Annotated in this window: 21 protein-coding genes; 5 read left to right on the plus strand and 16 right to left on the minus strand. The window is 59.8% G+C overall.

What is annotated here, in order from left to right; translation table 11 throughout:
* Positions 1–35: 35 nt before the first annotated feature.
* The gene (locus NF676_RS19560; RefSeq protein ID WP_016770955.1) at positions 36–1,700 is read left to right on the plus strand and encodes an electron transfer flavoprotein-ubiquinone oxidoreductase; all 1,665 of its coding nucleotides are present in this window, start codon (positions 36–38) and stop codon (positions 1,698–1,700) included.
* A gap of 183 nt (positions 1,701–1,883) precedes the next feature.
* Here NF676_RS19560 and NF676_RS19565 read toward each other — a convergent pair whose 3' ends face one another.
* Positions 1,884–2,774 (minus strand): AraC family transcriptional regulator, encoded by an 891-nt coding sequence (locus NF676_RS19565; RefSeq protein WP_016770956.1) that lies wholly within the window; start codon positions 2,772–2,774, stop codon positions 1,884–1,886.
* Positions 2,775–2,964: 190 nt separating this feature from the next.
* Between NF676_RS19565 and NF676_RS19570 the strand changes: the two genes are divergently transcribed.
* Positions 2,965–4,017, plus strand: a complete 1,053-nt coding sequence (locus NF676_RS19570; RefSeq protein ID WP_071173192.1) for an NAD(P)-dependent alcohol dehydrogenase — start codon at positions 2,965–2,967, stop codon at positions 4,015–4,017.
* Between the two features lie 9 nt (positions 4,018–4,026).
* Here the strand turns inward: NF676_RS19570 and NF676_RS19575 are convergent, their stop codons facing one another.
* From NF676_RS19575 to NF676_RS19620, 10 genes are all read right to left on the minus strand, one after another.
* Complete coding sequence (locus NF676_RS19575) at positions 4,027–4,830, minus strand: IclR family transcriptional regulator (RefSeq protein WP_016770958.1); 804 nt, start codon at positions 4,828–4,830, stop codon at positions 4,027–4,029.
* Between the two features lie 61 nt (positions 4,831–4,891).
* Positions 4,892–6,202, minus strand: coding sequence for an MFS transporter (locus NF676_RS19580; RefSeq protein ID WP_252886632.1), 1,311 nt, complete (start codon positions 6,200–6,202; stop codon positions 4,892–4,894).
* Positions 6,203–6,379: 177 nt separating this feature from the next.
* Positions 6,380–7,528 (minus strand): galactonate dehydratase, encoded by a 1,149-nt coding sequence (gene dgoD, locus NF676_RS19585; RefSeq protein WP_016770960.1) that lies wholly within the window; start codon positions 7,526–7,528, stop codon positions 6,380–6,382.
* A gap of 61 nt (positions 7,529–7,589) precedes the next feature.
* Positions 7,590–8,210 (minus strand): 2-dehydro-3-deoxy-6-phosphogalactonate aldolase, encoded by a 621-nt coding sequence (locus NF676_RS19590; RefSeq protein ID WP_071173195.1) that lies wholly within the window; start codon positions 8,208–8,210, stop codon positions 7,590–7,592.
* Positions 8,211–8,229: 19 nt separating this feature from the next.
* The gene (locus NF676_RS19595; protein ID WP_150637665.1) at positions 8,230–9,219 is read right to left on the minus strand and encodes a 2-dehydro-3-deoxygalactonokinase; all 990 of its coding nucleotides are present in this window, start codon (positions 9,217–9,219) and stop codon (positions 8,230–8,232) included.
* A 295-nt stretch (positions 9,220–9,514) separates the two neighbouring features.
* Positions 9,515–9,961 carry a hypothetical protein gene (locus tag NF676_RS19600; protein ID WP_236168413.1) on the minus strand — a complete coding sequence of 149 codons (447 nt, stop codon included), beginning with the start codon at positions 9,959–9,961 and terminating at the stop codon, positions 9,515–9,517.
* 56 nt (positions 9,962–10,017) lie between these two features.
* Positions 10,018–10,557, minus strand: coding sequence for an alpha/beta hydrolase (locus tag NF676_RS19605; RefSeq protein WP_353956299.1), 540 nt, complete (start codon positions 10,555–10,557; stop codon positions 10,018–10,020).
* Positions 10,558–10,757: 200 nt separating this feature from the next.
* Positions 10,758–11,252 (minus strand): PAAR domain-containing protein, encoded by a 495-nt coding sequence (locus tag NF676_RS19610; RefSeq protein ID WP_041479413.1) that lies wholly within the window; start codon positions 11,250–11,252, stop codon positions 10,758–10,760.
* Positions 11,249–11,911 carry a hypothetical protein gene (locus NF676_RS19615; protein ID WP_150637661.1) on the minus strand — a complete coding sequence of 221 codons (663 nt, stop codon included), beginning with the start codon at positions 11,909–11,911 and terminating at the stop codon, positions 11,249–11,251. The genes NF676_RS19610 and NF676_RS19615 overlap by 4 nt, the downstream gene beginning before the upstream one ends.
* 159 nt (positions 11,912–12,070) lie before the next feature.
* Positions 12,071–12,550 (minus strand): GNAT family N-acetyltransferase, encoded by a 480-nt coding sequence (locus tag NF676_RS19620; RefSeq protein ID WP_041479417.1) that lies wholly within the window; start codon positions 12,548–12,550, stop codon positions 12,071–12,073.
* Between the two features lie 386 nt (positions 12,551–12,936).
* Here NF676_RS19620 and NF676_RS19625 point away from each other — a divergent pair, with 386 nt between their 5' ends.
* From NF676_RS19625 to NF676_RS19635, 3 genes are all read left to right on the plus strand, one after another.
* A complete protein-coding gene (locus NF676_RS19625) occupies positions 12,937–13,281 on the plus strand; it encodes a hypothetical protein (RefSeq protein WP_073472297.1) in 345 nt (114 codons plus the stop codon).
* Positions 13,282–13,325: 44 nt separating this feature from the next.
* Positions 13,326–13,580: a hypothetical protein gene (locus NF676_RS19630; protein ID WP_041479421.1), complete on the plus strand. Its 255-nt coding sequence runs from the start codon at positions 13,326–13,328 to the stop codon at positions 13,578–13,580.
* A gap of 104 nt (positions 13,581–13,684) precedes the next feature.
* On the plus strand, positions 13,685–14,065 hold the full coding sequence (locus NF676_RS19635; RefSeq protein WP_252886633.1) for a Rho termination factor N-terminal domain-containing protein: 381 nt from the start codon (positions 13,685–13,687) through the stop codon (positions 14,063–14,065).
* A 114-nt stretch (positions 14,066–14,179) separates the two neighbouring features.
* On the opposite strand, the gene NF676_RS19640 is transcribed toward NF676_RS19635, so the two are convergent.
* The 5 genes from NF676_RS19640 to araH form a co-directional block, all read right to left on the minus strand.
* Entirely contained in the window at positions 14,180–15,109 is a 930-nt protein-coding gene (locus NF676_RS19640; RefSeq protein WP_252886634.1) for a PfkB family carbohydrate kinase, read from the minus strand.
* Positions 15,102–16,568 carry a purine-cytosine permease family protein gene (locus NF676_RS19645; protein ID WP_252886635.1) on the minus strand — a complete coding sequence of 489 codons (1,467 nt, stop codon included), beginning with the start codon at positions 16,566–16,568 and terminating at the stop codon, positions 15,102–15,104. Before NF676_RS19645 ends, NF676_RS19640 begins: the two co-directional genes overlap by 8 nt.
* 202 nt (positions 16,569–16,770) lie before the next feature.
* Complete coding sequence (locus NF676_RS19650; protein WP_252886636.1) at positions 16,771–17,769, minus strand: ADP-ribosylglycohydrolase family protein; 999 nt, start codon at positions 17,767–17,769, stop codon at positions 16,771–16,773.
* Entirely contained in the window at positions 17,766–18,479 is a 714-nt protein-coding gene (locus tag NF676_RS19655; RefSeq protein ID WP_016770970.1) for a GntR family transcriptional regulator, read from the minus strand. Before NF676_RS19655 ends, NF676_RS19650 begins: the two co-directional genes overlap by 4 nt.
* Positions 18,480–18,751: 272 nt before the next feature.
* Complete coding sequence (gene araH / locus NF676_RS19660; RefSeq protein WP_042610738.1) at positions 18,752–19,720, minus strand: L-arabinose ABC transporter permease AraH; 969 nt, start codon at positions 19,718–19,720, stop codon at positions 18,752–18,754.
* Positions 19,721–19,731 lie beyond the last annotated feature (11 nt).

The following is a 19,731-nucleotide window of genomic DNA, read 5'->3' on the forward strand; positions in this document are numbered from 1 at the left end:
AAAAAAACTGTTGAGCCTTGAGTAGGAGATAGCCTGTGGAACGCGAATACATGGAATTCGACGTCGTCATCGTCGGTGCCGGCCCCGCTGGTCTGTCCGCCGCCTGCCGCTTGAAGCAGAAGGCCGCTGACGCCGGTAAGGAAATCAGCGTCTGCGTGGTCGAAAAAGGCTCCGAAGTCGGCGCGCACATCCTCTCCGGTGCGGTGTTCGAACCCCGCGCCCTGAACGAACTGTTCCCGGACTGGAAAGAACTCGGCGCACCGCTGAACACGCCAGTCACGCGCGATGACATTTTCGTACTGAAAAACGCCGACAGCGCGCAGAAGATTCCCGACTTCTTTGTGCCCAAGACCATGCACAACGAAGGCAACTACATTATCTCCCTGGGCAACCTGTGCCGCTGGCTGGCTCAGCAGGCCGAGAACCTGGGTGTGGAAATCTACCCGGGCTTCGCCGCTCAGGAAGCGCTGATCGATGAAAACGGCGTAGTGCGCGGGATCATCACCGGTGATCTGGGCGTCGACCGTGAAGGCAACCCGAAAGAAGGCCTGTACACCCCTGGCATGGAACTGCGTGGCAAATACACGCTGTTCGCCGAAGGCTGCCGTGGCCACATCGGCAAGCAACTGATCAAGCGCTACAACCTCGACAGCGATGCCGACGTGCAGCATTACGGCATTGGTCTGAAAGAGATCTGGGAAATCGACCCGGCCAAGCATCAGCCGGGCCTCGTGGTGCACACCGCCGGTTGGCCGCTGGACATCATGGGCACCGAGAACACCGGCGGCTCGTTCCTCTATCACCTGGAAAACAATCAGGTGGTGGTCGGTCTGATCGTCGACCTGTCCTACAGCAACACTTACCTGTCGCCGTTCGATGAGTTCCAGCGCCTCAAGCATCACCCGGTGCTCAAGCAATATCTGGAAGGCGGCAAGCGCGTCAGCTATGGCGCCCGCGCCATCGCCAAGGGTGGCCTGAACTCGCTGCCGAAAATGGTCTTCAAGGGCGGCGCGCTGATCGGTTGCGACCTCGGCACCCTGAACTTCGCCAAGATCAAAGGCAGCCACACCGCGATGAAGTCCGGCATGCTCGCGGCGGAATCGGTAGCCGATGCGCTGTTTGCCGAGCAGGATTGCACCGTCGAACTGACCACTTACGTCGACGCATTCAAGAACAGCTGGCTGCATGAAGAACTGTTCGCCAGCCGTAACTTCGGCCCGGCGATCCACAAGTACGGCGCGATCATCGGCGGTGGTTTCAACTGGCTGGACCAGAACATCTTCGGCGGCAAACTGCCGTTCACCCTGCGCGACACCAAGCCGGATTACGCCTGCCTCAAGCTCGCGGCCGACTGCAAGAAGATCGATTACCCGAAACCTGACGGCAAACTGAGTTTCGACAAACTCAGCTCGGTGTTCATCTCTGGTACCAACCACGAAGAAGAGCAGCCGTGCCACTTGAAGCTGACCGACCCGAGCATCCCGATCAGCAAAAACCTGCCGCTGTACGACGAACCGGCGCAGCGTTACTGCCCGGCCGGCGTATACGAGGTGATTACCAAGGAAGATGGCGAGAAGCGCTTCCAGATCAACGCCCAGAACTGCGTGCATTGCAAGACCTGTGACATCAAGGATCCTGCGCAGAACATCACCTGGGTGGCGCCGGAAGGTGCCGGCGGCCCGACTTACCCGAACATGTAAGACGAAACGCTGAACAACAAGGCTCCCGAAATGGGGGCCTTTTTGTTGCCCAAAATTCCCCTGACACCACAAAACAACTGTGGGAGCGAGCCTGCTTGCGAAAGCGGTGTGTCATATGAAGATGATGTCGACTGATCCAGCGCCTTCGCGAGCAGGCTCGCTCCCACAGGGAATATCGGCGGATCAGGCAGCGCGCTCATCCCCCGGGCTGCGTTCGAAGTAGCGCTTGTACTCGCGGCTGAACTGCGACGTGCTCTGATACCCCACCCGATGCGCCACCTGCGCGACACCCAGCCCCTCCGCCACCAGCAGCGTCTGCGCCTTCAACAAGCGCAAACGCTTGAGATACTGCACCGGCGACAACAACGTGCTGCGCTTGAAATGCTCATGAAACGTCGACACGCTCATGTTCGCGCAACCGGCCAGTGTCTCGACATTGAGCGGCTCGGTGTAATGCGCATGCAGATGGCTGATCGACGCCGCCACCCGGGCGAATTGCCCTTGTTGCTCGACCAACGCACGCAATACATCCGCCTGCGGCCCGCGCAACGCAACGAACAACAACTCGCGGACCCGCGCCGGGCCGAGAATCTGGCATTCCAGCGGATCGTGCAGACAGCTGAGCAGCCGTTCGACACAACCGCGCATGCCATCGTCGAGCACCACCGAGGTCATCGACTCCGGCGTCTGCGCCGGAATATGCCGACCCGGCGCCAGCCCCATGGCCAGCACCAATTCGCCGAGCAGGACGCGATCAATCGCCACCGACACACCGAGCAATGGCGCATCGGGCAAGGCAAAAGTTTCACATTCGAACGGCACCGGCAGCGCCTGGATCAGGTAATGCCCGGCGCCGTATTCCATGGTTCGTGGGCCGAGGAACGCCAGTTTGCTGCCCTGGGCGATGATCATCAGACTCGGCTCGTAAATGTGCGGGCCACGGGCGACGTCGCAACTGGCGCGCAGGATCTGCACACCGGGCAGGCCGGTCTGGCTGTAGCCATCGCGCAGCGCCAGCGGTTCGATCAGCGAAACCAGCCGGGCATTGGCATCAAGATGACGGGTCAACTGCATCGAATAGGTCTTCGTAAAATTCACGGAAAAGTGGATGAAAACATCATCGCAGATCCGCTGGCCAATGCGATCGTCGAAACCCGCATGCCGGAGGATTAGGCATGAGACCCGGAGAAATCGTCATGGCCGCACCCGCGTCTGACGGCCAGAATTCACCGCCTCACTTGTCACTGTTTTTGCGAGGTCACCCATGTACACCGCCATCGGCTATGCCGCCCAATCGGCCACCACGCCCCTCGCCCCGATGAAATTCGAACGCCGCAGCCCGCGCGCCGACGACGTGGCGATCGAAATTCTCTACTGCGGCGTCTGCCATTCCGACATCCATCAGGCACGCAACGAATGGGGCATCGCCGTTTATCCGCTGATGCCTGGCCATGAGATCGTCGGAAAAGTCACCGCAGTCGGTGCGAATGTCACCCGTCACAAGGTAGGCGATCTGGTTGGCGTAGGCTGCATGGTCGACTCCTGCCGCAGCTGCGAAGCCTGTCAGGCGAACCTCGAGCAATATTGCCTCGAAGGCCCGACCATGACCTACGCCACCCCGGATCGGGTTGATGGCAGCAACACCATGGGCGGTTATTCGGACAGCATCGTGGTCAGCGAACACTTCGTTGTGCGCATCCCCGAGAAACTCGCACTGGCCAGCGCCGCACCGATTCTCTGCGCCGGCATCACCACCTACTCGCCGCTCAAGCACTACGGCGTCAAGGCCGGTGACAAGGTCGGGATTCTCGGCATGGGTGGCCTCGGCCACATGGGCATCAAGTTCGCCAAGGCTATGGGCGCGGAAGTGACACTGTTCACCCGTTCGGCGAGCAAGGCTGAAGAAGGTCGCCGTCAGGGCGCCGATCACGTCATCGTCTCCACCGATGCCGAGCAGATGAAGGCCGCTGCCGGCTACTTCGACTTCCTGCTCGATACCATTCCGGTGCAACACGATTTGAACCCGTACCTCGATACCTTGCGTTTCGACGGTGTGCACATTCTGGTCGGCCTGATCGAGCCGGTGAACCCGCCCGTCCACGCCGGCAAACTGGTGATGAGCCGTCGCGTACTGGCCGGCTCCTTGATCGGTGGTATCGCCGAAACCCAGGAAGTGCTGGATTTCTGCGCCGAGCACAACATCACCTGCGACATCGAAATGCTCGACATCCGCAATATCAATGAAGCCTATGCGCGGATGATTGCCGGTGATGTGAAGTACCGCTTCGTCATCGACATGGCGACGCTGAAGGCCTAAACCTTAGGGCTATACCTTCAAACCAAGCTCCGCCGACAGCCGGGTTGTGACCCCTTTGAGCAGGGGGATCAACTCGGCCATTTTTTCCAGCGGCATGTACGGCACGGTGCTGGCGATACTGATCGCCGCGACTATGCCCTTGCTCGCATCACGAATTGGCGCCGCCACACAGCGGATCGACGGTTCGTTGTCTTCCAGATCGAACGCGTAGCCACCGGCAACGTATTCGCCCATGCGCTGCTCAAGCTGTTCCCACGACTGCTGGGGATGCTGCGGCCAGAACTGACTTTTGCCACCCGCCGGCAGGCTGATGTCGTACAGCCGCCGCCAATCCTGCGGCGAATCATCGAGCATCAAGGCCTTGCCGATCCCGGTGCGTACCAGCGGCATGCGATGGCCAACCCGCGAGCGCATTTCCGGCCCGTTGCGCCCGGGGTTCTTCAATAAATACAGCACTTCGTCGCCTTCGCGGATTCCGAGGTGCACGGTATCGCCGGTCAGCGCCGACAACTCATCCAGATACGGTCCGGCCAACGTCACCAGCGGCAACTCTTCGCGGGCCTGAAAGCCCAGTTCGATCAGCTTCGGCCCGAGCAGATAACCGATCTGCGGCACCACGCGCAGATAACGCTCGTCGACCAGACAGCTGGCCAGACGATGGGTGGTGCTGCGCGTGGTACCGATCAGCCGGGCGATCTCCTTGAGATCACGCGCGCCACTGGCCACCGCCTGCACCACCCCGAGGCCGCGCAGCAGCGTCTGGGTGCCGGTGGGCGCGGCGTCCTTGGTTTTTTCCGGGGCGTCTTCCTGCATATCCAGCCTTTTACCGTTGAGCGAAGGAACGGGCGGCATTATGATCGCCCGACGCAGAGCACTACAACTCGATACGCTCGACCTTGCCCACCAGCAGCACGTAGGACAAGGCACCAACCAGTGCGAGCACAGCGATGTAGGTGATCGCCGGAGCGAACGAATCGCCGCTGGCAAGGAAGCCGATCACAATCGGCGTAGCAATCGCCGAAAGATTGCCGATGAAGTTGAACACCCCACCGGTCAGACCGAGCAACCGCGCCGGTGCCAGTGTTGACACCAGCGACCAGGTGATCGACGCCAGCCCGTTGCCAAAAAATGCCAGGGCGAGGAAGGCAATCACCAGCGGCGTCGACTCGACAAAGTTGGCACCGATGATCGAAGTCGAAATCAGCAGCCCGCCAATGATCGGCAACTTGCGCGCGAAGCCCACGGTGTAGCCACGACGGATCAGGAAGTCGGAAAAGAATCCCGAGCACAGAACACCGACGAACGCAGCGAGAAACGGCAGCGATGCAAGCAGGCCGGACTTGATGAAGTCCATGCCGCGATATTTCACCAGATAGGTCGGAAACCAGGTGAGGAAAAACCACAGCGTCGAGTTCAGGCAGAACTGGCCGAGGTAGATGCCCCACAACTTGCGTTTGCTGAGGACGATGCCCAGATCGGTCCAGCTGAATCTGGCCTTGACCTTGGCCGCCTCGGCCTGGATATCGACCAGCCCGCCGCCTTCGCGGATCAGGTCGATTTCCGCCTGGTTAGTGCCTTTGAAATCGCGCGGCTCGCGATACACCGCGTACCAGATCAGCGCCCACAGAATGCCCACCGCGCCGGTGGCGACGAACACCATGTGCCAGCCGAACTCATGTTGCAGCCACGCCAGCACCGGGGTCAGGAAAGCCAGACCGACAAACTGTCCGGAAGTGTAGAAACCGATCGCCGTGGCGCGCTCGCGCTCAGGGAACCAAGTGGTGACCACGCGGCTGTTGATCGGATAGGCCGGCGCTTCCAGCGCACCGACGGCCATGCGCAGCACGAACAGGGCGATGAAGCTGCTGACGAAACCGAGCATCACCGTGGCCACCGACCACAGCAGCAGCGCGACGCTGTAAAGGATGCGCGGCGGCACGCGATCGACCAGCCAGCCGCCGGGGATCTGCATGGCAGCGTAGGTCCAGCCGAACGCGGAGAAGATCAGACCGACGTGAACCGGATCGATGCCCAGCTCACTGGTCAGCGCCGGCGCGGCAATCGACAGGTTGCTGCGGTCCAGGTAGTTGATGACCACGGTGATGAACAGCAACACCATGATGAAAAATCGCTTGCGGCTAGGCGTGACTAAAGACGCCTGCCCGGAGAGGGTATGCGTTTGCATGAGGAGAGCCTCTTTTTATGTTTGTTGAGGTCATGACGCAGATCTCCTCTCCCTGGAGATCAAACTGTGGGAGCGAGCCTGCTCGCGAAAGCGTCGGGTCAGTCACATGGATGGCGGATGTGACATTGCATTCGCGAGCAGGCTCGCTCCCACAGGGATCAGTGCTGAATCAGGAGATCACCACTCGGCAAAGCTGCCATCGGCATGGCGCCAGATCGGGTTGCGCCAGCGGTGGCCGACGGCGGCGCGTTCGATCACGTATTCCTCGTTGATCTCGATGCCCAGCCCCGGGCCGTTCGGAATCTTCACGAAGCCTTGGTCGTAGTCGAACACGCGCGGATCCTTCACATAGTCGAGCAAGTCGTTGCTCTCGTTGTAATGGATGCCCAGGCTCTGCTCCTGGATAAACGCGTTGTAACAAGCCGCGTCGAGTTGCAAACAGGCAGCCAGGGCGATCGGTCCCAGCGGGCAATGCAGCGCCAGCGCGACGTCGTAAGCTTCGGCCATGTTGGCGATCTTGCGGGTTTCGGTGATGCCGCCAGCGTGGGAGGCATCCGGCTGGATAATGTCGACGTAGCCTTCGCTCAACACCCGTTTAAAGTCCCAGCGCGAGAACAGACGCTCGCCGAGGGCAATCGGCGTGCTGGTCAGCGGCGCCAGTTCTTTCAATGCTTCGTAGTTTTCGCTGAGCACCGGTTCTTCGATGAACATCAGTTTGTACGGGTCGAGCTCCTTCATCAGCACCTTGGCCATCGGCTTGTGCACGCGGCCGTGGAAATCGACGCCGATACCGACGTTCGGCCCCACCGCATCACGCACGGCGGCAACGTTGGCCAAGGCGAGGTCGACTTTCTCGAAAGTGTCGAGGAACTGCAGTTCTTCGGTGCCGTTCATTTTTACCGCAGTGAAACCACGGCTCACTGCTTCTTTCGCCGCACGCGCGGTGTCCGCCGGACGGTCGCCGCCGATCCACGAATACACACGAATCTTGTCGCGCACCTGGCCACCGAGCAGATCGCTGACCGACACGCCGAGGGCCTTGCCCTTGATGTCCCACAGCGCTTGGTCGATACCGGCCAGCGCGCTCATGTGAATCGCGCCGCCACGGTAGAAGCCACCGCGATAGAGCACGGTCCAGATGTCTTCGATATTGCGTGGGTCTTTGCCGATCAGGTAGTCGGACAATTCTTCCACCGCAGCAGCTACGGTATGCGCGCGCCCTTCGACCACAGGCTCGCCCCAACCGGTCACGCCCTCGTCGGTTTCGACCTTGAGGAAGCACCAGCGCGGCGGAACGATGAAGGTCGTGAGTTTGGTGATTTTCATCTCTGCTCTCTTTTGTAAATGCAGCTTTTATTAGATGCAGCGCACACAGCGCCAAAAAGTCTTAACGCAGGGCTTTCCAGGCAGCCACGTAGGCCTTGGCATTGACCGCCACCTGCTCGGGCGTCATGCCCGGTTTGAACAGACCGGAACCGAGGCCGAAACCTTTCACACCGGCATCGATAAAGGCCTGCATGTTGTCCGGTGTGATCCCGCCGACCGGCGCCAGCACCGTGCCGGCTGGCAACACCGCCAGCCAGGCCTTGACGACCGCCGGGTTCATTTGTTCGGCCGGAAACAGCTTGAGAATGTCCGCACCCTCAGCCAGTGCGGCGAAGGCTTCAGTCGGCGTGGCCACGCCCGGCGACAGGTACAGCCCCGCCGCTTTCGCCGCGCGCAATACCTTGGCATCGCTGTGCGGCATGACGATCACTTGTCCGCCAGCCGCTTTGACCTGCTCGACCTGCTCGGGGCTGAGCACCGTGCCAGCACCGATCAGGCAATCGGCGGGCAGCGCGTCGCGCAGGATGCGGATACTTTCGTACGGCGATGGGGAATTGAGCGGTACTTCGATAACACGAAATCCGGCGGAATACAGGACTTCTCCGACAGCCGCCGCTTCCTGCGGTTGCAGGCCACGCAGAATCGCGATCAGACCGTTTTGTGCCAGTGCTTGCTTGAGCATGTCAGGCCTCCAGTCAGGGTTAACGGGATGAGGAATCGATCAGTCCGGCGGCACGCGCCAGTTGCCACAGGCCACGCTCGGTGGCCTGCTCGGCCAGCGTCACCCGAGCAAAGCCGCAGGCGTCGAGGGCGCGTTGATAGCGTGCGCACAGAAGCGCATTGCCGATGAGCACGATCGCTGGAAGATTCGCTTGATTGCGCCGGCGCCGCTGCACATTGGCGAGCGCGGCCAGCTCATGGCCGATCATCAGGCCGGACAGATAGTCCGCCTGAGCAGTCGGGCTCAATTCACCGGTCAGGCCGAGGGTGCGGGCGCTGAACAAGGTCGACAGCACACCGAGCTCGGCATCTGTCGACAGCGCGATTTGCACGCCGCGATCGAACGCCTGCGCATCGAAGGTCGCGCTCGGTTGTTGGGTACGGCCGAGAATGCTGTGCTCGCTGAGCACGGCAAACACTTCGCCGGTCATGAACGTGTCGAAATGGGTGATGCGGCCATCGACCACCTCCACCCACTTCGAGTGGCTGCCAGGCAGGCCGATCAGCAGATCATCACCCGCCTCGACCGGCAGACTTTGCAGCACGCCGAGGACTTGGGTTTCTTCGCCGCGCATTACATTCGGCAGACGCGAACGCTGGATCACGCCCGGGACGATATGCACCGGCGTACCGCGCAGACTGACAACGGTTTGTAGGGAATTTCCGAGATGGGCGACGTCGGCTGGCGTTTCGCAGTAAGGCGCTTCGCGCCAGCCCTGCGCACTGCCGACCATGCCGCAAGCGATCACCGGCAGATCCGGCTGCGCATCGAGCCAGTCACCGCAGGCCTCGTCGAAGGCCAGTTCAAAACCATCGGCGCATTCACGGCCGTGGATGATTCGCGGGGTCTTGGGCAACTGCATGATCCCGGACGACAGCGCACGCTGCTCCAGCACCACACCGTCCGCCGCGAGTTTGTAAGCACGTAATGAGGTCGTCCCCCAATCGAGCGCGATCAATTGCGCCTGCATCGCTTCACCTGATTTGTTTTTGGCAGTGAGTGCGACGGACTATAAACCCGGGCGGACTAAAATCTCAATATATAAATATCAATCCCATATTTTGGGATTAGCGTAAGTGGCGAGCTTGTCTTGTCGCGGGTACAAATCGTGCTCCGTAAGGATCAACGGAGAAAAAGCCAAGGTATTAAGGATTCTCTGCGAAAGGCGCTGCATGCATCTGCTCAGCGGACATTGAAAGGCGGCAGAGGAGCAATCCAGATCAGGCTCCCTCCCGCCAGAAAAGGAGCCTGGATGAATGAAGGATTCACTCCCTGTTGATAGCTCGCGCCAGGTCGGCAGTTGGCACACGCATGATTTGGGAAAAATACGTTTTGTAAGGAGTCGTATGAACGCGGAACACGCAGGAAATAAAACGTCTGTTCGTAAACCAACGATTGAGCACCGGCCCCTCCGGAAAGATTTCCGCGCCCTTTTCGCCAGTCGACTCTCTGAAAATCACGTCGGCTTTGTACTCGTTTGCAGCGCCACTCTCATCGCGCTCAACAAGGCCAAAACCGGAGCGTTTTATCTGGTGCCCAACAGAAAAGTCCACATCATCATCCACAGTACATACCAACCCTTGGCTTATATGTGATGTGAACAACTCGAGTAATTCCACATCGGCGAGAAAGTGAACCTGATAGATTCCGGTGTCTTCCAACTCATCAACACCGGAATAAAACAGCTTCGCAGCCGGCTTTTCGTGATTCATTGAACATCCAGAACATATGACCAATAAACCCATCAAAAAAAATCGACACACGATGTTCATTCCTTGAAAAAACTCAAGACCGACTCGTTAAAAATCTGACGAGCAGTCTTGCCGTTATCCAACGGCCGCAAATACATAATATTTGCATCCGCATGATTCACATCTACGCGCCCCATTACATTAGGCCCGGTAGAAACCTCCCATTGTTCACCAAAACTAGCAACCGTATCTGATACGTTCGTTATCTTCGGCGCAGCGCGAATATTAACCCAGTACTGAGCCTTGGGCTTGGGTGGCAACCGGTAGATATTGGAAATACCCCAGACCATTACACCTTCGCCAACCGGATCGATGGTCAATAACATTCTCACTGTATAGCCCTTCTCCGTGAGAGTGGCTGAAAGGTGGGCGCCATTCCAGCCTCCCAGACTATGACCCACAATGTACACAGCGGTTGAGCAGTCAGGGATCTTCGCCAGTACCTTTTCAGATAGGTCTTTATCGCTAATGAAATCATTATAGCCAAGAGGCCACGACTCAAATTTTCCCACAGGAAATTTCAACGCCTTAGCATCTCTGATAAAGATTTCGCGCACCGCGTCGACATTATTATTTGGCCCACTGAAGTAATAACTTTCCTGGTCTCCAGCACCACCAATAAAAAAACCACAAAATTCCGCAGAGATATGGCCACCTGCTTATTGGTCTGATCGGTCTTGCATGTAAGTGTATGTGCTTTGACTTCCCTTTTCGCATGAGGTACTTCAGTAGGTGCATTGACTTCGGACATAAGCAATCATTCCACGAATAGTTTGATGGTTTCTGCCACGTGCGAACTGACCATATGAGTGAATCCGTTCGCATCAGTAACACCGTGTTCCTCACTTCCGTCGCCTCGTTGAATGGTGTAGGCGTGATAAGGCACTGGCTGTCCAGTCGCTTCATTCGTCACTTGCAACCTGTCAGTGAAATGCACCGGCATCGGCAACAGCCCACTAAATGCGGCCCCTCCCCCACTTTGGCCGATGATCACCGTGCCCGAGCCACCGATCACGACATTGCCATGCCCACCAGTGCTATCGAGCATCGCGGCGTTCAGGCCGTTAATGAAAACAGTGCCGGAGACCGCTCCGGTGATAGGGCTGCCACACGCTGATTTATCGGTCATGCGTGCAGCAGCGAGGCCGTCGAAGAATACGTCCGGCGAGCCGGAGACAATCGGGTTGGTGCCGTGACCTGGCAGTGGGCAGGCGGTTGGGTCGGTGACGCGAGCTGCGGGTTTACCACTCAATTCAAAGCTCCTTGCTTAAGGGGTGCCGGGGATGGCTGATAGATGTCGATGTCGGTCGCGGCAAAGCGCCAGCGATTATCGACCGGGTCGAACAGAGCATGACAATGCTCACGGCTTTCAGGTGATGTCGCGGTTTGTATGGCACGCCAGGCTTCGTTGGCTTGCCAACTCAACTCGGCAGGCGTTGCATCATCAAGTTCGTTGAGCCAGGCGTTGTAGTTGCGCAGGTGATTGCGCTCGAAAGTCGATTGCAGCAACTCGACCATTTCCACGCCAAGGTCCAGATGATGCCTGGAGGTCCAGCGCCCCACTTCGGAGTAGACGTGCCAGCCCATCGGGATCAACGCACCGTTTTTCAACAGAGAATGGCCGGCGAGAGCGACGAAGCCGCAACAGATGTGCAGCATCAGCCAGCCTTGATGGGCGTCGATAATCGCTGTGGGATCAAAGGTTCTCAGCGCTACCACGCGGTAGTCGCCAAGGTCGGCACTGCGCGTCATCAACTCGGCGTCGAGCCGCGACACGAAAGCCCGAATAGCCAGGCCGCCGGGGCGCTGGGCCATGCAGAGAATTTCGACAGCCTGTCGATTCGGGTCGTCAGAAGAGCCGGTAGTTTTCACCAGACCATACAGACGCATAGACGCCTGCAGTCCGCTCATAGCTGGTCACTCATTGACGCAGCGAGGGCTCCACAGGCGCGGAGAAATTTTGCCAGATGCATTGCAGGTGTCGTCCGTGAGCGCGCAAAAATGGCGCACAGAATGCCGGACCAGAGCGGTGGCGACAACTGAATCAGCAGTAGATTGCCATCATTGTGCTCAGCCCTCGGCAAACTCTCGCAACACCTTGCCATCCATGCGATACCGCACCCATTCCTCCTGCGGTTGTGCGCCGAGAGATTTGTAGAATTCGATGGCTGGGGTGTTCCATTCCAGCACGCTCCATTCGAAGCGGCCGCAGTCGTTGGCGCAGGCGATTTTCGCCAGGTGGCGCAGCAGGGTTTTGCCGGCGCCGCCACCGCGTTGTTCGGGGGTGATGTAAAGGTCTTCGAGGTACAGGCAGTTGCTGCCCAGCCAGGTTGAATAACTGAAGAAGAACACCGCGAAGCCGATCGGCAAGCCGTCGCGCAGGCAGATCAGGCCATGGGCGGTGGCGCCTTCGCCGAACAGGCTGCGTTCGATGTCGGCGACGCTGGCGATGACTTCGTGACGGGCCTTTTCGAAATCTGCCAGTTCGGTGATGAAGGCGAGGATTTGCGGCGCATCGCTGGGGGTCGCCGGGCGGATTTCGATCGTCATGGACGGGCCTTGTGTGCAAATTAAAGCGCCATACTAAGGCGCGCAGCGGCGCTCGTCACATGGCAAACATACTGACCTGCCCGATCGGGCGAACGCCGTTGCCCCTGTGGGAGCGAGCCTGCTCGCGAATGCGTCCTTCCAGTCAGCCTCGAGTCAACTGACAGAATGCCTTCGCGAGCAGGCTCGCTCCCACAGTTGATAGCGCACGTTCTGAAAGGATGCTTATGACCGTTAACTGTTTTGCACCGATGGAAACACTAAAGATCGGCATCGTCTGAACAGCAGACACGCGACCCCGGAGAAGACCGTTCGTCGATCATCAGGCACCAATCCGTCATCAGGGCTGACCAACCCAGTGTAAGGATTCCAATCACTGGAGAAGCCCTATGATCTCGTCAAGGTTGACCGCTTTAGTCTTCAGCGCCCTGCTCTGCCCTGCGGTGTTCGCCGCCTCGTCCACGGCAGCGGGCACTGGCCCTACCGATCCGACCCCGCCACGCGCGCCCGCCATCAACAGTGCTCCCGGTATGAATACCGATGGTTCCGGCGTGCCGCTGATCAATCAGCCACCCGCCACCGGCACCGATCCGCGCACACAAGGCAGCGATCCGGGCCGTCAGGGTGGCATGAACACGCCTGACTCTCCTGCCACTGCGCCTGACAATGCCGGCCCCGGTGTCGGCTCGAAAACCACCACCGGTGGCTCCGGTTCCGAAGGTGCCGGTCAGTAGTTCGCCGACGCGAGCGCCCTATTCACTCCCATGAAGAGGTAACCATGAACGTCGACAAAGACCTGGAAAAAGAAGTTCTCACCCGCCTGCTGCACGCGCATCCCAACGGCTTGGGCAAGGAGGTGCTGGACAATTACCGGGGCGAGAAAGTCGTGGCCAGCGCCCTCGCCGCCCTGCAGGATCGCGGGCTGATTCATCATGGTCATGTGACCTGCAGCGAAGCGGGCGAACACTCGCTGAACCTGCCTATCAAGCTCAGTTCAGCCGGCGTTGAAGCGGCGAAGAAACTCGATAGCTGACGCTGGTTGGGGCTGCGGATCTTCGACTTCGAACGGGTAATTCGTCTCGAGTGATTCGCAGCCTTCGGCGTAACGCAGCACATCCTGACGCAAGGAGAAATCCCATGCCTCGTGGAAGCAAAGACAAATACACCAGCGAACAGAAGCGCAAAGCCGAGCACATCGAAGACAGCTACGAGAAAAAGGGCGTGTCGAAAGATGAAGCTGAGGCGCGTGCCTGGGCGACGGTGAACAAGCACTCCGGCGGTGGCGAGAAGTCCGGCGGCTCAGGGCGCAAGAAGCCTGCAAGTGCCAAGTCGGAAGAGCGCAAAGAGTCATCGCGCCGTGCAGTGGCTAGCCGCAAGGGCCATTCGCGTAATAGCGAGACTTCGAAGAGTGCGCAGACTGTCGATAGCCTGATGAAGGAAGCCCGGGCGAAGAATATTCCGGGACGCTCGTCGATGCGCAAGCAGGAGTTGATTGAGGCGTTGCGCAAGGCCGGTTAAGTCTGATGGCCTCATCGCTGGCAAGCCAGCTCCCACAGATTTTTCGGGTGGTTGCACTATTGCACTTACACACGAAGACCCTGTGGGAGCTGGCTTGCCAGCGATTGCGGTGCATCAGTCGCCGCAGGATTCGCGGATAAACGCATCCACCTCACCCGCCCCCGGCGATGTCGCCGGCCCCCAGCGAGTCACCGCCAGCGCCGCCGCAGCATTCGCCCGCCGCGCCGCTTCCAGTGCATCCAGCCCCTGCGCCAATCCGGCCACAAATACCCCGGCATGTGCATCGCCGGCGCCATTACTGTCCACCGCTTTTACAGCAAACCCCGGCACCTGACGGCGCTCGCCGCGCTGTTGAATCCAGCAACCCTGCGGCCCGTCGCGCACCACCATCAGCACACTTTCCGGCAGCAGTTCCGCGAGGCGATCCATCGCTATACCAATCTCATCGGCTCCGGTAAACCGCAGCGCCTCGACACTGTTGCTGGTCCACACATTGATGCGCGGCAGCAACGCCTGCATCATCGGCGCGTCAGGTGACTCCACCAACGGCCCCGGGTCGAACACCACATTGACCGACGCCGGCAGCGCCAGCGTCCAGTCGAGCAACGCCTGCGCCTTGCCCTCGTGCAGCAGACTGTAACCGCTGAGATAAACGTAATCGCCGGGCTCGGCAGCCACACTGTTCAAATCGTCTTCGGTCACCTCACCTTCAGCGCCGATATAGGAAATGAAACTGCGTTCAGCCGACGCATCGGTCAGCGCCACACACAGACCGGTGTCGCGCTCGGCCGGTTCGCGGATGCCGATGCAGATACCTTCCGCCTGCATCGCTTGGCGCGCCAAGTCACCGAAACGCCCCATGCCATGGCGACCGAGGTAAACCACCGGCAGACCGTTACGCACCGCAGCGGCCATCACGTTGAAACCGCCACCGGCTTCGAACCCCGCCGACTGCGCCAGCACGTCGCCGCCAATCTGCGGCAGTTTATCCACGGCCATGACCAGGTCGATGATGACCTGGCCGGTGTGCAGCATCTTAGGCATGAGCATTCTCGGGTTGCGCGGCGCGGCGATCTTTCGCACCGCCAAGTATCAGGTAAATGCCACCGGCGACGACGAAGGTCACGATCCAGCCGAGGCCGTTGTGGCCCAGCCAGGAGTCGGACAGAAAGCCCTTGAACCAGACGTTTTCTGCCGTAGTGCCGATGGTGGTGAAGCTGAAACCAAGGACGATGGCGATCGCCCAGGCACCAAACGCGCGCCACTCGATGCCGCTGCGATACCAGTAGGCGCTGCTCGGGCTGACGTCGAGCAGGTCTTTGGGGCTGTAGTAGTGACGGTGAATCAGATCGACGACGAAAATCCCCACCCATGCGGTGATCGGCACTGCCAGCAGGGAAATGAAGGTAATGAACGGGCCGTAGAAACTGTCGGCGATCAGCATGAAGTAGATCGAGCCGGCGAAGATCGCGACGATGTCGACCACTACCGCGTAGACGCGTTTGACCTTCAGGCCCAGGGTCAGCGTGGTCAGGCCGGCGGAGTACACCGACAGGTTGTTCGACAGCAGCAGACCGCCGAACGCGGTGATCAAATACGGCACGGCCATCCACGTCGGCAGCATGTCGCGAATCGCCACTATCGGGTCAGTCGCCGACGCCAGGTCATTGTTGCCCACCGACAACAAGCCGCCGAGGGTGATCAGCAGCACCAGCGGAATGCCCGCGCCGAACGCCGCCGACGCCACCAGGCGCACAGCCTTGACGCTGCGATGCTGATAGCGCGACATGTCAGCGCCAGCGTTGGCCCAACCGATACCAGTGCCGGCGGCCATGGTGCCGATGCCGATGATCATTGCGCTCAGCGGTGCTGGCGTGGCGTTGAATACCGCGCTCCAGTCGATGGTCGCGCAGAGAAAACCACCGACGAGAATGTTCAGCGCGCCGAACACGTACGTCGCCCATTTCTGGATTACCAGCAGGGTCGCGTGGCCGAGGCCGGACACCGACAAGGTCAGCAGGACGAAGATGGCGATAAAGATCAGCGTCAGTATCGGCGCACTTTTCGCCTCGACCGGCGAGCCGAACAGGATCGAACACAGCGACAGCAGCACGAACGCGGCGGTGGTGGTGTTGACGGTTTCCCAACCCAGACGCGACATCAGCGAAACCAGCGTCGGGCCAATGTTGCCGCGTACGCCGAAGATTGCCCGCGACAGCGTCAGACTCGGCGCGCGGCCACGACGCCCGGCAATCGAAATGATCCCGACCACGGCAAACGAACCGGCGGCACCAAGAATCGCGACGATGATCGCCTGCCAGATCGCCAATCCGCGAAACGCCACCAGTGTCGCGCCAAGCGGCAGGCCGAGGATGGAAATATTGGCCGCGAACCAGACCCAGAAAAGTTGCAGCGGATGACCGTTGCACTCCGCTTCCGGTACCGGCTCGATGCCCCGGGTTTCCAATTGCCCGACGCTTTGCCCGGCGGTTGATGAACTCATGAAGATGCTCCTGTTTGCCTTTTTTGTGGTTGTGGCAATGATGCAAAACAACAAGACAACCGGCCTTCCGAGGCCTGTCTGTGCGATCCATTGCTGTGTGAATTCTTTAGAAATGCGCCGCCCCTTTCGCGAGCAGGCTCGCTCCCACAAGCAAATGCATTCCAATTGTGGGAGCGAGCCTGCTCGCGAAGAGGCCAGCCAGTCAACGCAAGGCCAACAGCCCCTGCACTAACGGTTCCAGCTCAAGTTGATTAACGACTTTCACCGTTTCGATCATCGGCTCCGGCCAGCACTCAAGACCCAGGCAAGCGCCGAGCATGGCGCCGAGAATCGCCGCGATGGTATCCGTGTCGCCGCCCAGGCTGGCAGCCATGCACAACGCTTCGAATGCCGTCATTTCACCGATGGCCACTTGCTGCGCCAGTGCGAATGAAACCACCACCGACTCCTGCGACGCCACCGATGTACCGATCACGTCGTAGAGCAGATCGGCGAGCAGTGCTTTGTCACTGTCGACGCTGATACTGCGCGCCCAACTGATGCGCGAGGCGATGCGCCCGCCAGCGACCCAATGCCCGTGGGCTTCGGCTTGCTGGGCAATCTGCTGGCCAAGATTCAGCGCCTCGCCCAGATCGACGCCATTGATGCCAGCGGAAACCACCGCCGCCACCGCCGCCGCACTGGAAATCCCCAGCGTGGTGTTATGCGTCACCTGGCAAGCCTGCACGACCGCCGCGGTGAAGCGCTGCGGGTCGGCCACATTCGCGGCGATCCCCACCGGGGTGATGCGCATCGCCGCGCCATTGGTGGTGCCGTAGCGCCCGGCTTCTTCCGGGGAATGCCCGGCGAGGATCATTTCAATGGCGCGTTTGGTCGAGGGGCCGAGCAAGTCCTGCGAGCCTTTGGCCTGCATCTCGGCTTCCCATTCGATCAAGCGCTGGGCGAGGACCGCCGGCTCGATACGGCCGTGACCTTCGACCAATAATTCGCCGACCAGAATCGCCTGCTCGGTGTCATCGGTGATCGAGCCTTTGGGCATGTTCGCGGCGATCGGTTGCAAGGGACCTGCGTCCTGCAAATCAGTGATCTGGCCGAAGCGCGCCTTGATCGTTTCACGATCAAGCGACTGCGTCGGCATGCCCAACGCATCACCCAGAGCCAGACCATAGAAAGCGCCAAGCGCACGGTTGAGCGCGGTCATTTCGATTCTCCGAATTGCAGGTGCAGACGAAAGTGCACCGGGTCGAGCAGGCTTTCGACCTGTTCCATGAAACGGTTCTGCCGGTCGTAGGTGGTGCGCAGGGCTTTGAGAAACACCGTGCCGACCGGGCGACCGAGCAGCTCGGCGTCTTCGGCATTCAGCGGCTCGGCGCCGATCCACTGATCGCCGCGCTCACCGATATAGCCGTAGGCGGCCAGGGTGATGGTTAGGGAATTGTCGATCAGGCCGACGCGAGGCAGGCTTTCCAGGCCGCCGTTGGCCGGCATCAAGGATCGTTCCAGAGACACCAGCGTACCGTCGGTGGCGCGCCGGCGACGGTCGAGGGTGATGAATTGATCGGTGCCGAAACGCACCAGCAGATCCGGGCGAGTCACGGCTTCGAGGCGCAACACTTCGGTATTGATCAGCGCCCCGCTGTCGGCCAATGCCTGCGCCCAGCCGCTGCGCTGATCCAGCGCGACACCGTCGAAAGTGACGATGGAACCGACACCGCTCTGCGTGGCGATGTAATTACGCCGCTTCAGTTCGGCCAGCGCCTCACGCAAGGTGCCACGGCTGACCTGGAATTCTTGAGCCAACTGATGTTCGCCGGGCAACAGAAAGCCGTCCTCCATGAGGCCGCTTTCGATGCGTCGGACGAGCTCGTCGACCACCCGTTGTTTCTTGTCGAATCGTACCTGTCTAATCATGTACAAATTGATAACCGAAACGGGGCGTGGCGGGCAACAAAAATTTGAGGGAGGTGACCGGTGGAGAGAGCAAAATCAAGAGCCCCTCACCCTAGCCCTCTCCCGGAGGGAGAGGGAACTGATTGGGGAGTGCTCAGGAAATGCGCCGAAATGATGTTGCTTTAGCGAATCCACAATCGACCCGATATTTCAGGTCGATGTAGAACGCAAGACACCTCGGTCGGCCCCCTCTCCCTTTGGGAGAGGGCTGGGGTGAGGGGTAGCTTTTGACGTTACCGTTGTTTCAAGCGGTCAATGACCACGGCCAGCAACAGAATCGAACCCCGAATCACATACTGATAAAACGTGTCGATGTTCTTCAGGTTCATCGCATTCTCGATGATCGCCAGAATCAACACCCCGGCAATCACGTGGCGAATCATGCCGATGCCGCCACTCAACGAAACTCCGCCCAGCACGCAAGCCGAGATCACTGTCAGTTCAAAACCCTGACCAATCATCGGCTGCCCGGAAGTCATCCGCGAGGCCAGAATCACACCCGCCAGCGCGCCGATCACACCGTGCACGGCGAAGATGATGATCTTGGTGCGGTCGACGTTGACGCCCGCCAGCAGCGCCGCTTCCTGGTTGCCACCGATGGCCATGGTGTTGCGCCCGTAGGTGGTGTAGTTCAGCAGCCAGCCGAAGAACAGGAAGCAGACAATAGTGATCAGGATCGGCACCGGCACACCGAACAGCTGGCCGTTGCCGAAAACAAAGAACGATTCCTGCGAAACACCGACCGCTTTGCCGTTGGCAAAAATGTAGGCCAGACCGCGAACGATCTGCATGGTCGCCAGCGTCGTGATCAAGGCATTGACGCGCAACTTGGCAATCACGATGCCGTTGATCAGCCCGACGATCAGGCCCATCACCAACGCCGCGCTGACCCCGAGAAATACACTGTTGGTGTCACGCATTACCACTGCCGCGACCACGCCGGCACAGGCGATCACTGAGCCGACCGAGAGGTCGAAGTGTCCGGATGCCAGGCAATAAAGCATGGTGCACGCGGCGATGCCGGTGGTGGAAATCGCCAGACCCAGGCCACGCATGTTCAGCGGCGAGAGGAAGTTGTCGATCAGCAGTGTGCAGGCGACAAAGATGCCGATCGCCGCCAGCAGCATGACCCAGTCATCGAGGAAGCGCCGCATGTCCAGCGGTTTGCGCTCGGTCGGCAGAGTTTCGTTTTGCGTAGTCATCATAGTCACCT

The sequence above is a fragment of the Pseudomonas siliginis genome, assembly GCF_024072275.1.
GTDB classification, from domain to species: domain Bacteria; phylum Pseudomonadota; class Gammaproteobacteria; order Pseudomonadales; family Pseudomonadaceae; genus Aquipseudomonas; species Aquipseudomonas siliginis.

Excerpts from the sequence above, each read along its gene's own strand:
- NF676_RS19565 (WP_016770956.1), bottom strand. The coding sequence starts at position 2,774 with ATGCAGTTGACCCGTCATCTTGATGCCAATGCCCGGCTGGTTTCGCTG.
- NF676_RS19650 (WP_252886636.1), bottom strand. The coding sequence starts at position 17,769 with ATGACCGCGCTCAACCGTGCGCTTGGCGCTTTCTATGGTCTGGCTCTG.
- araH (WP_042610738.1), bottom strand. The coding sequence starts at position 19,720 with ATGACTACGCAAAACGAAACTCTGCCGACCGAGCGCAAACCGCTGGAC.
- NF676_RS19625 (WP_073472297.1), top strand. The coding sequence starts at position 12,937 with ATGATCTCGTCAAGGTTGACCGCTTTAGTCTTCAGCGCCCTGCTCTGC.
- NF676_RS19630 (WP_041479421.1), top strand. The coding sequence starts at position 13,326 with ATGAACGTCGACAAAGACCTGGAAAAAGAAGTTCTCACCCGCCTGCTG.
- NF676_RS19635 (WP_252886633.1), top strand. The coding sequence starts at position 13,685 with ATGCCTCGTGGAAGCAAAGACAAATACACCAGCGAACAGAAGCGCAAA.
- NF676_RS19590 (WP_071173195.1), bottom strand. The coding sequence starts at position 8,210 with ATGCTCAAGCAAGCACTGGCACAAAACGGTCTGATCGCGATTCTGCGT.
- NF676_RS19640 (WP_252886634.1), bottom strand. The coding sequence starts at position 15,109 with ATGCCTAAGATGCTGCACACCGGCCAGGTCATCATCGACCTGGTCATG.
- NF676_RS19580 (WP_252886632.1), bottom strand. The coding sequence starts at position 6,202 with ATGCAAACGCATACCCTCTCCGGGCAGGCGTCTTTAGTCACGCCTAGC.
- NF676_RS19575 (WP_016770958.1), bottom strand. The coding sequence starts at position 4,830 with ATGCAGGAAGACGCCCCGGAAAAAACCAAGGACGCCGCGCCCACCGGC.
- NF676_RS19655 (WP_016770970.1), bottom strand. The coding sequence starts at position 18,479 with ATGATTAGACAGGTACGATTCGACAAGAAACAACGGGTGGTCGACGAG.
- dgoD (WP_016770960.1), bottom strand. The coding sequence starts at position 7,528 with ATGAAAATCACCAAACTCACGACCTTCATCGTTCCGCCGCGCTGGTGC.
- NF676_RS19615 (WP_150637661.1), bottom strand. The coding sequence starts at position 11,911 with ATGAGCGGACTGCAGGCGTCTATGCGTCTGTATGGTCTGGTGAAAACT.
- NF676_RS19600 (WP_236168413.1), bottom strand. The coding sequence starts at position 9,961 with ATGAATCACGAAAAGCCGGCTGCGAAGCTGTTTTATTCCGGTGTTGAT.
- NF676_RS19645 (WP_252886635.1), bottom strand. The coding sequence starts at position 16,568 with ATGAGTTCATCAACCGCCGGGCAAAGCGTCGGGCAATTGGAAACCCGG.
- NF676_RS19570 (WP_071173192.1), top strand. The coding sequence starts at position 2,965 with ATGTACACCGCCATCGGCTATGCCGCCCAATCGGCCACCACGCCCCTC.
- NF676_RS19620 (WP_041479417.1), bottom strand. The coding sequence starts at position 12,550 with ATGACGATCGAAATCCGCCCGGCGACCCCCAGCGATGCGCCGCAAATC.
- NF676_RS19595 (WP_150637665.1), bottom strand. The coding sequence starts at position 9,219 with ATGCAGGCGCAATTGATCGCGCTCGATTGGGGGACGACCTCATTACGT.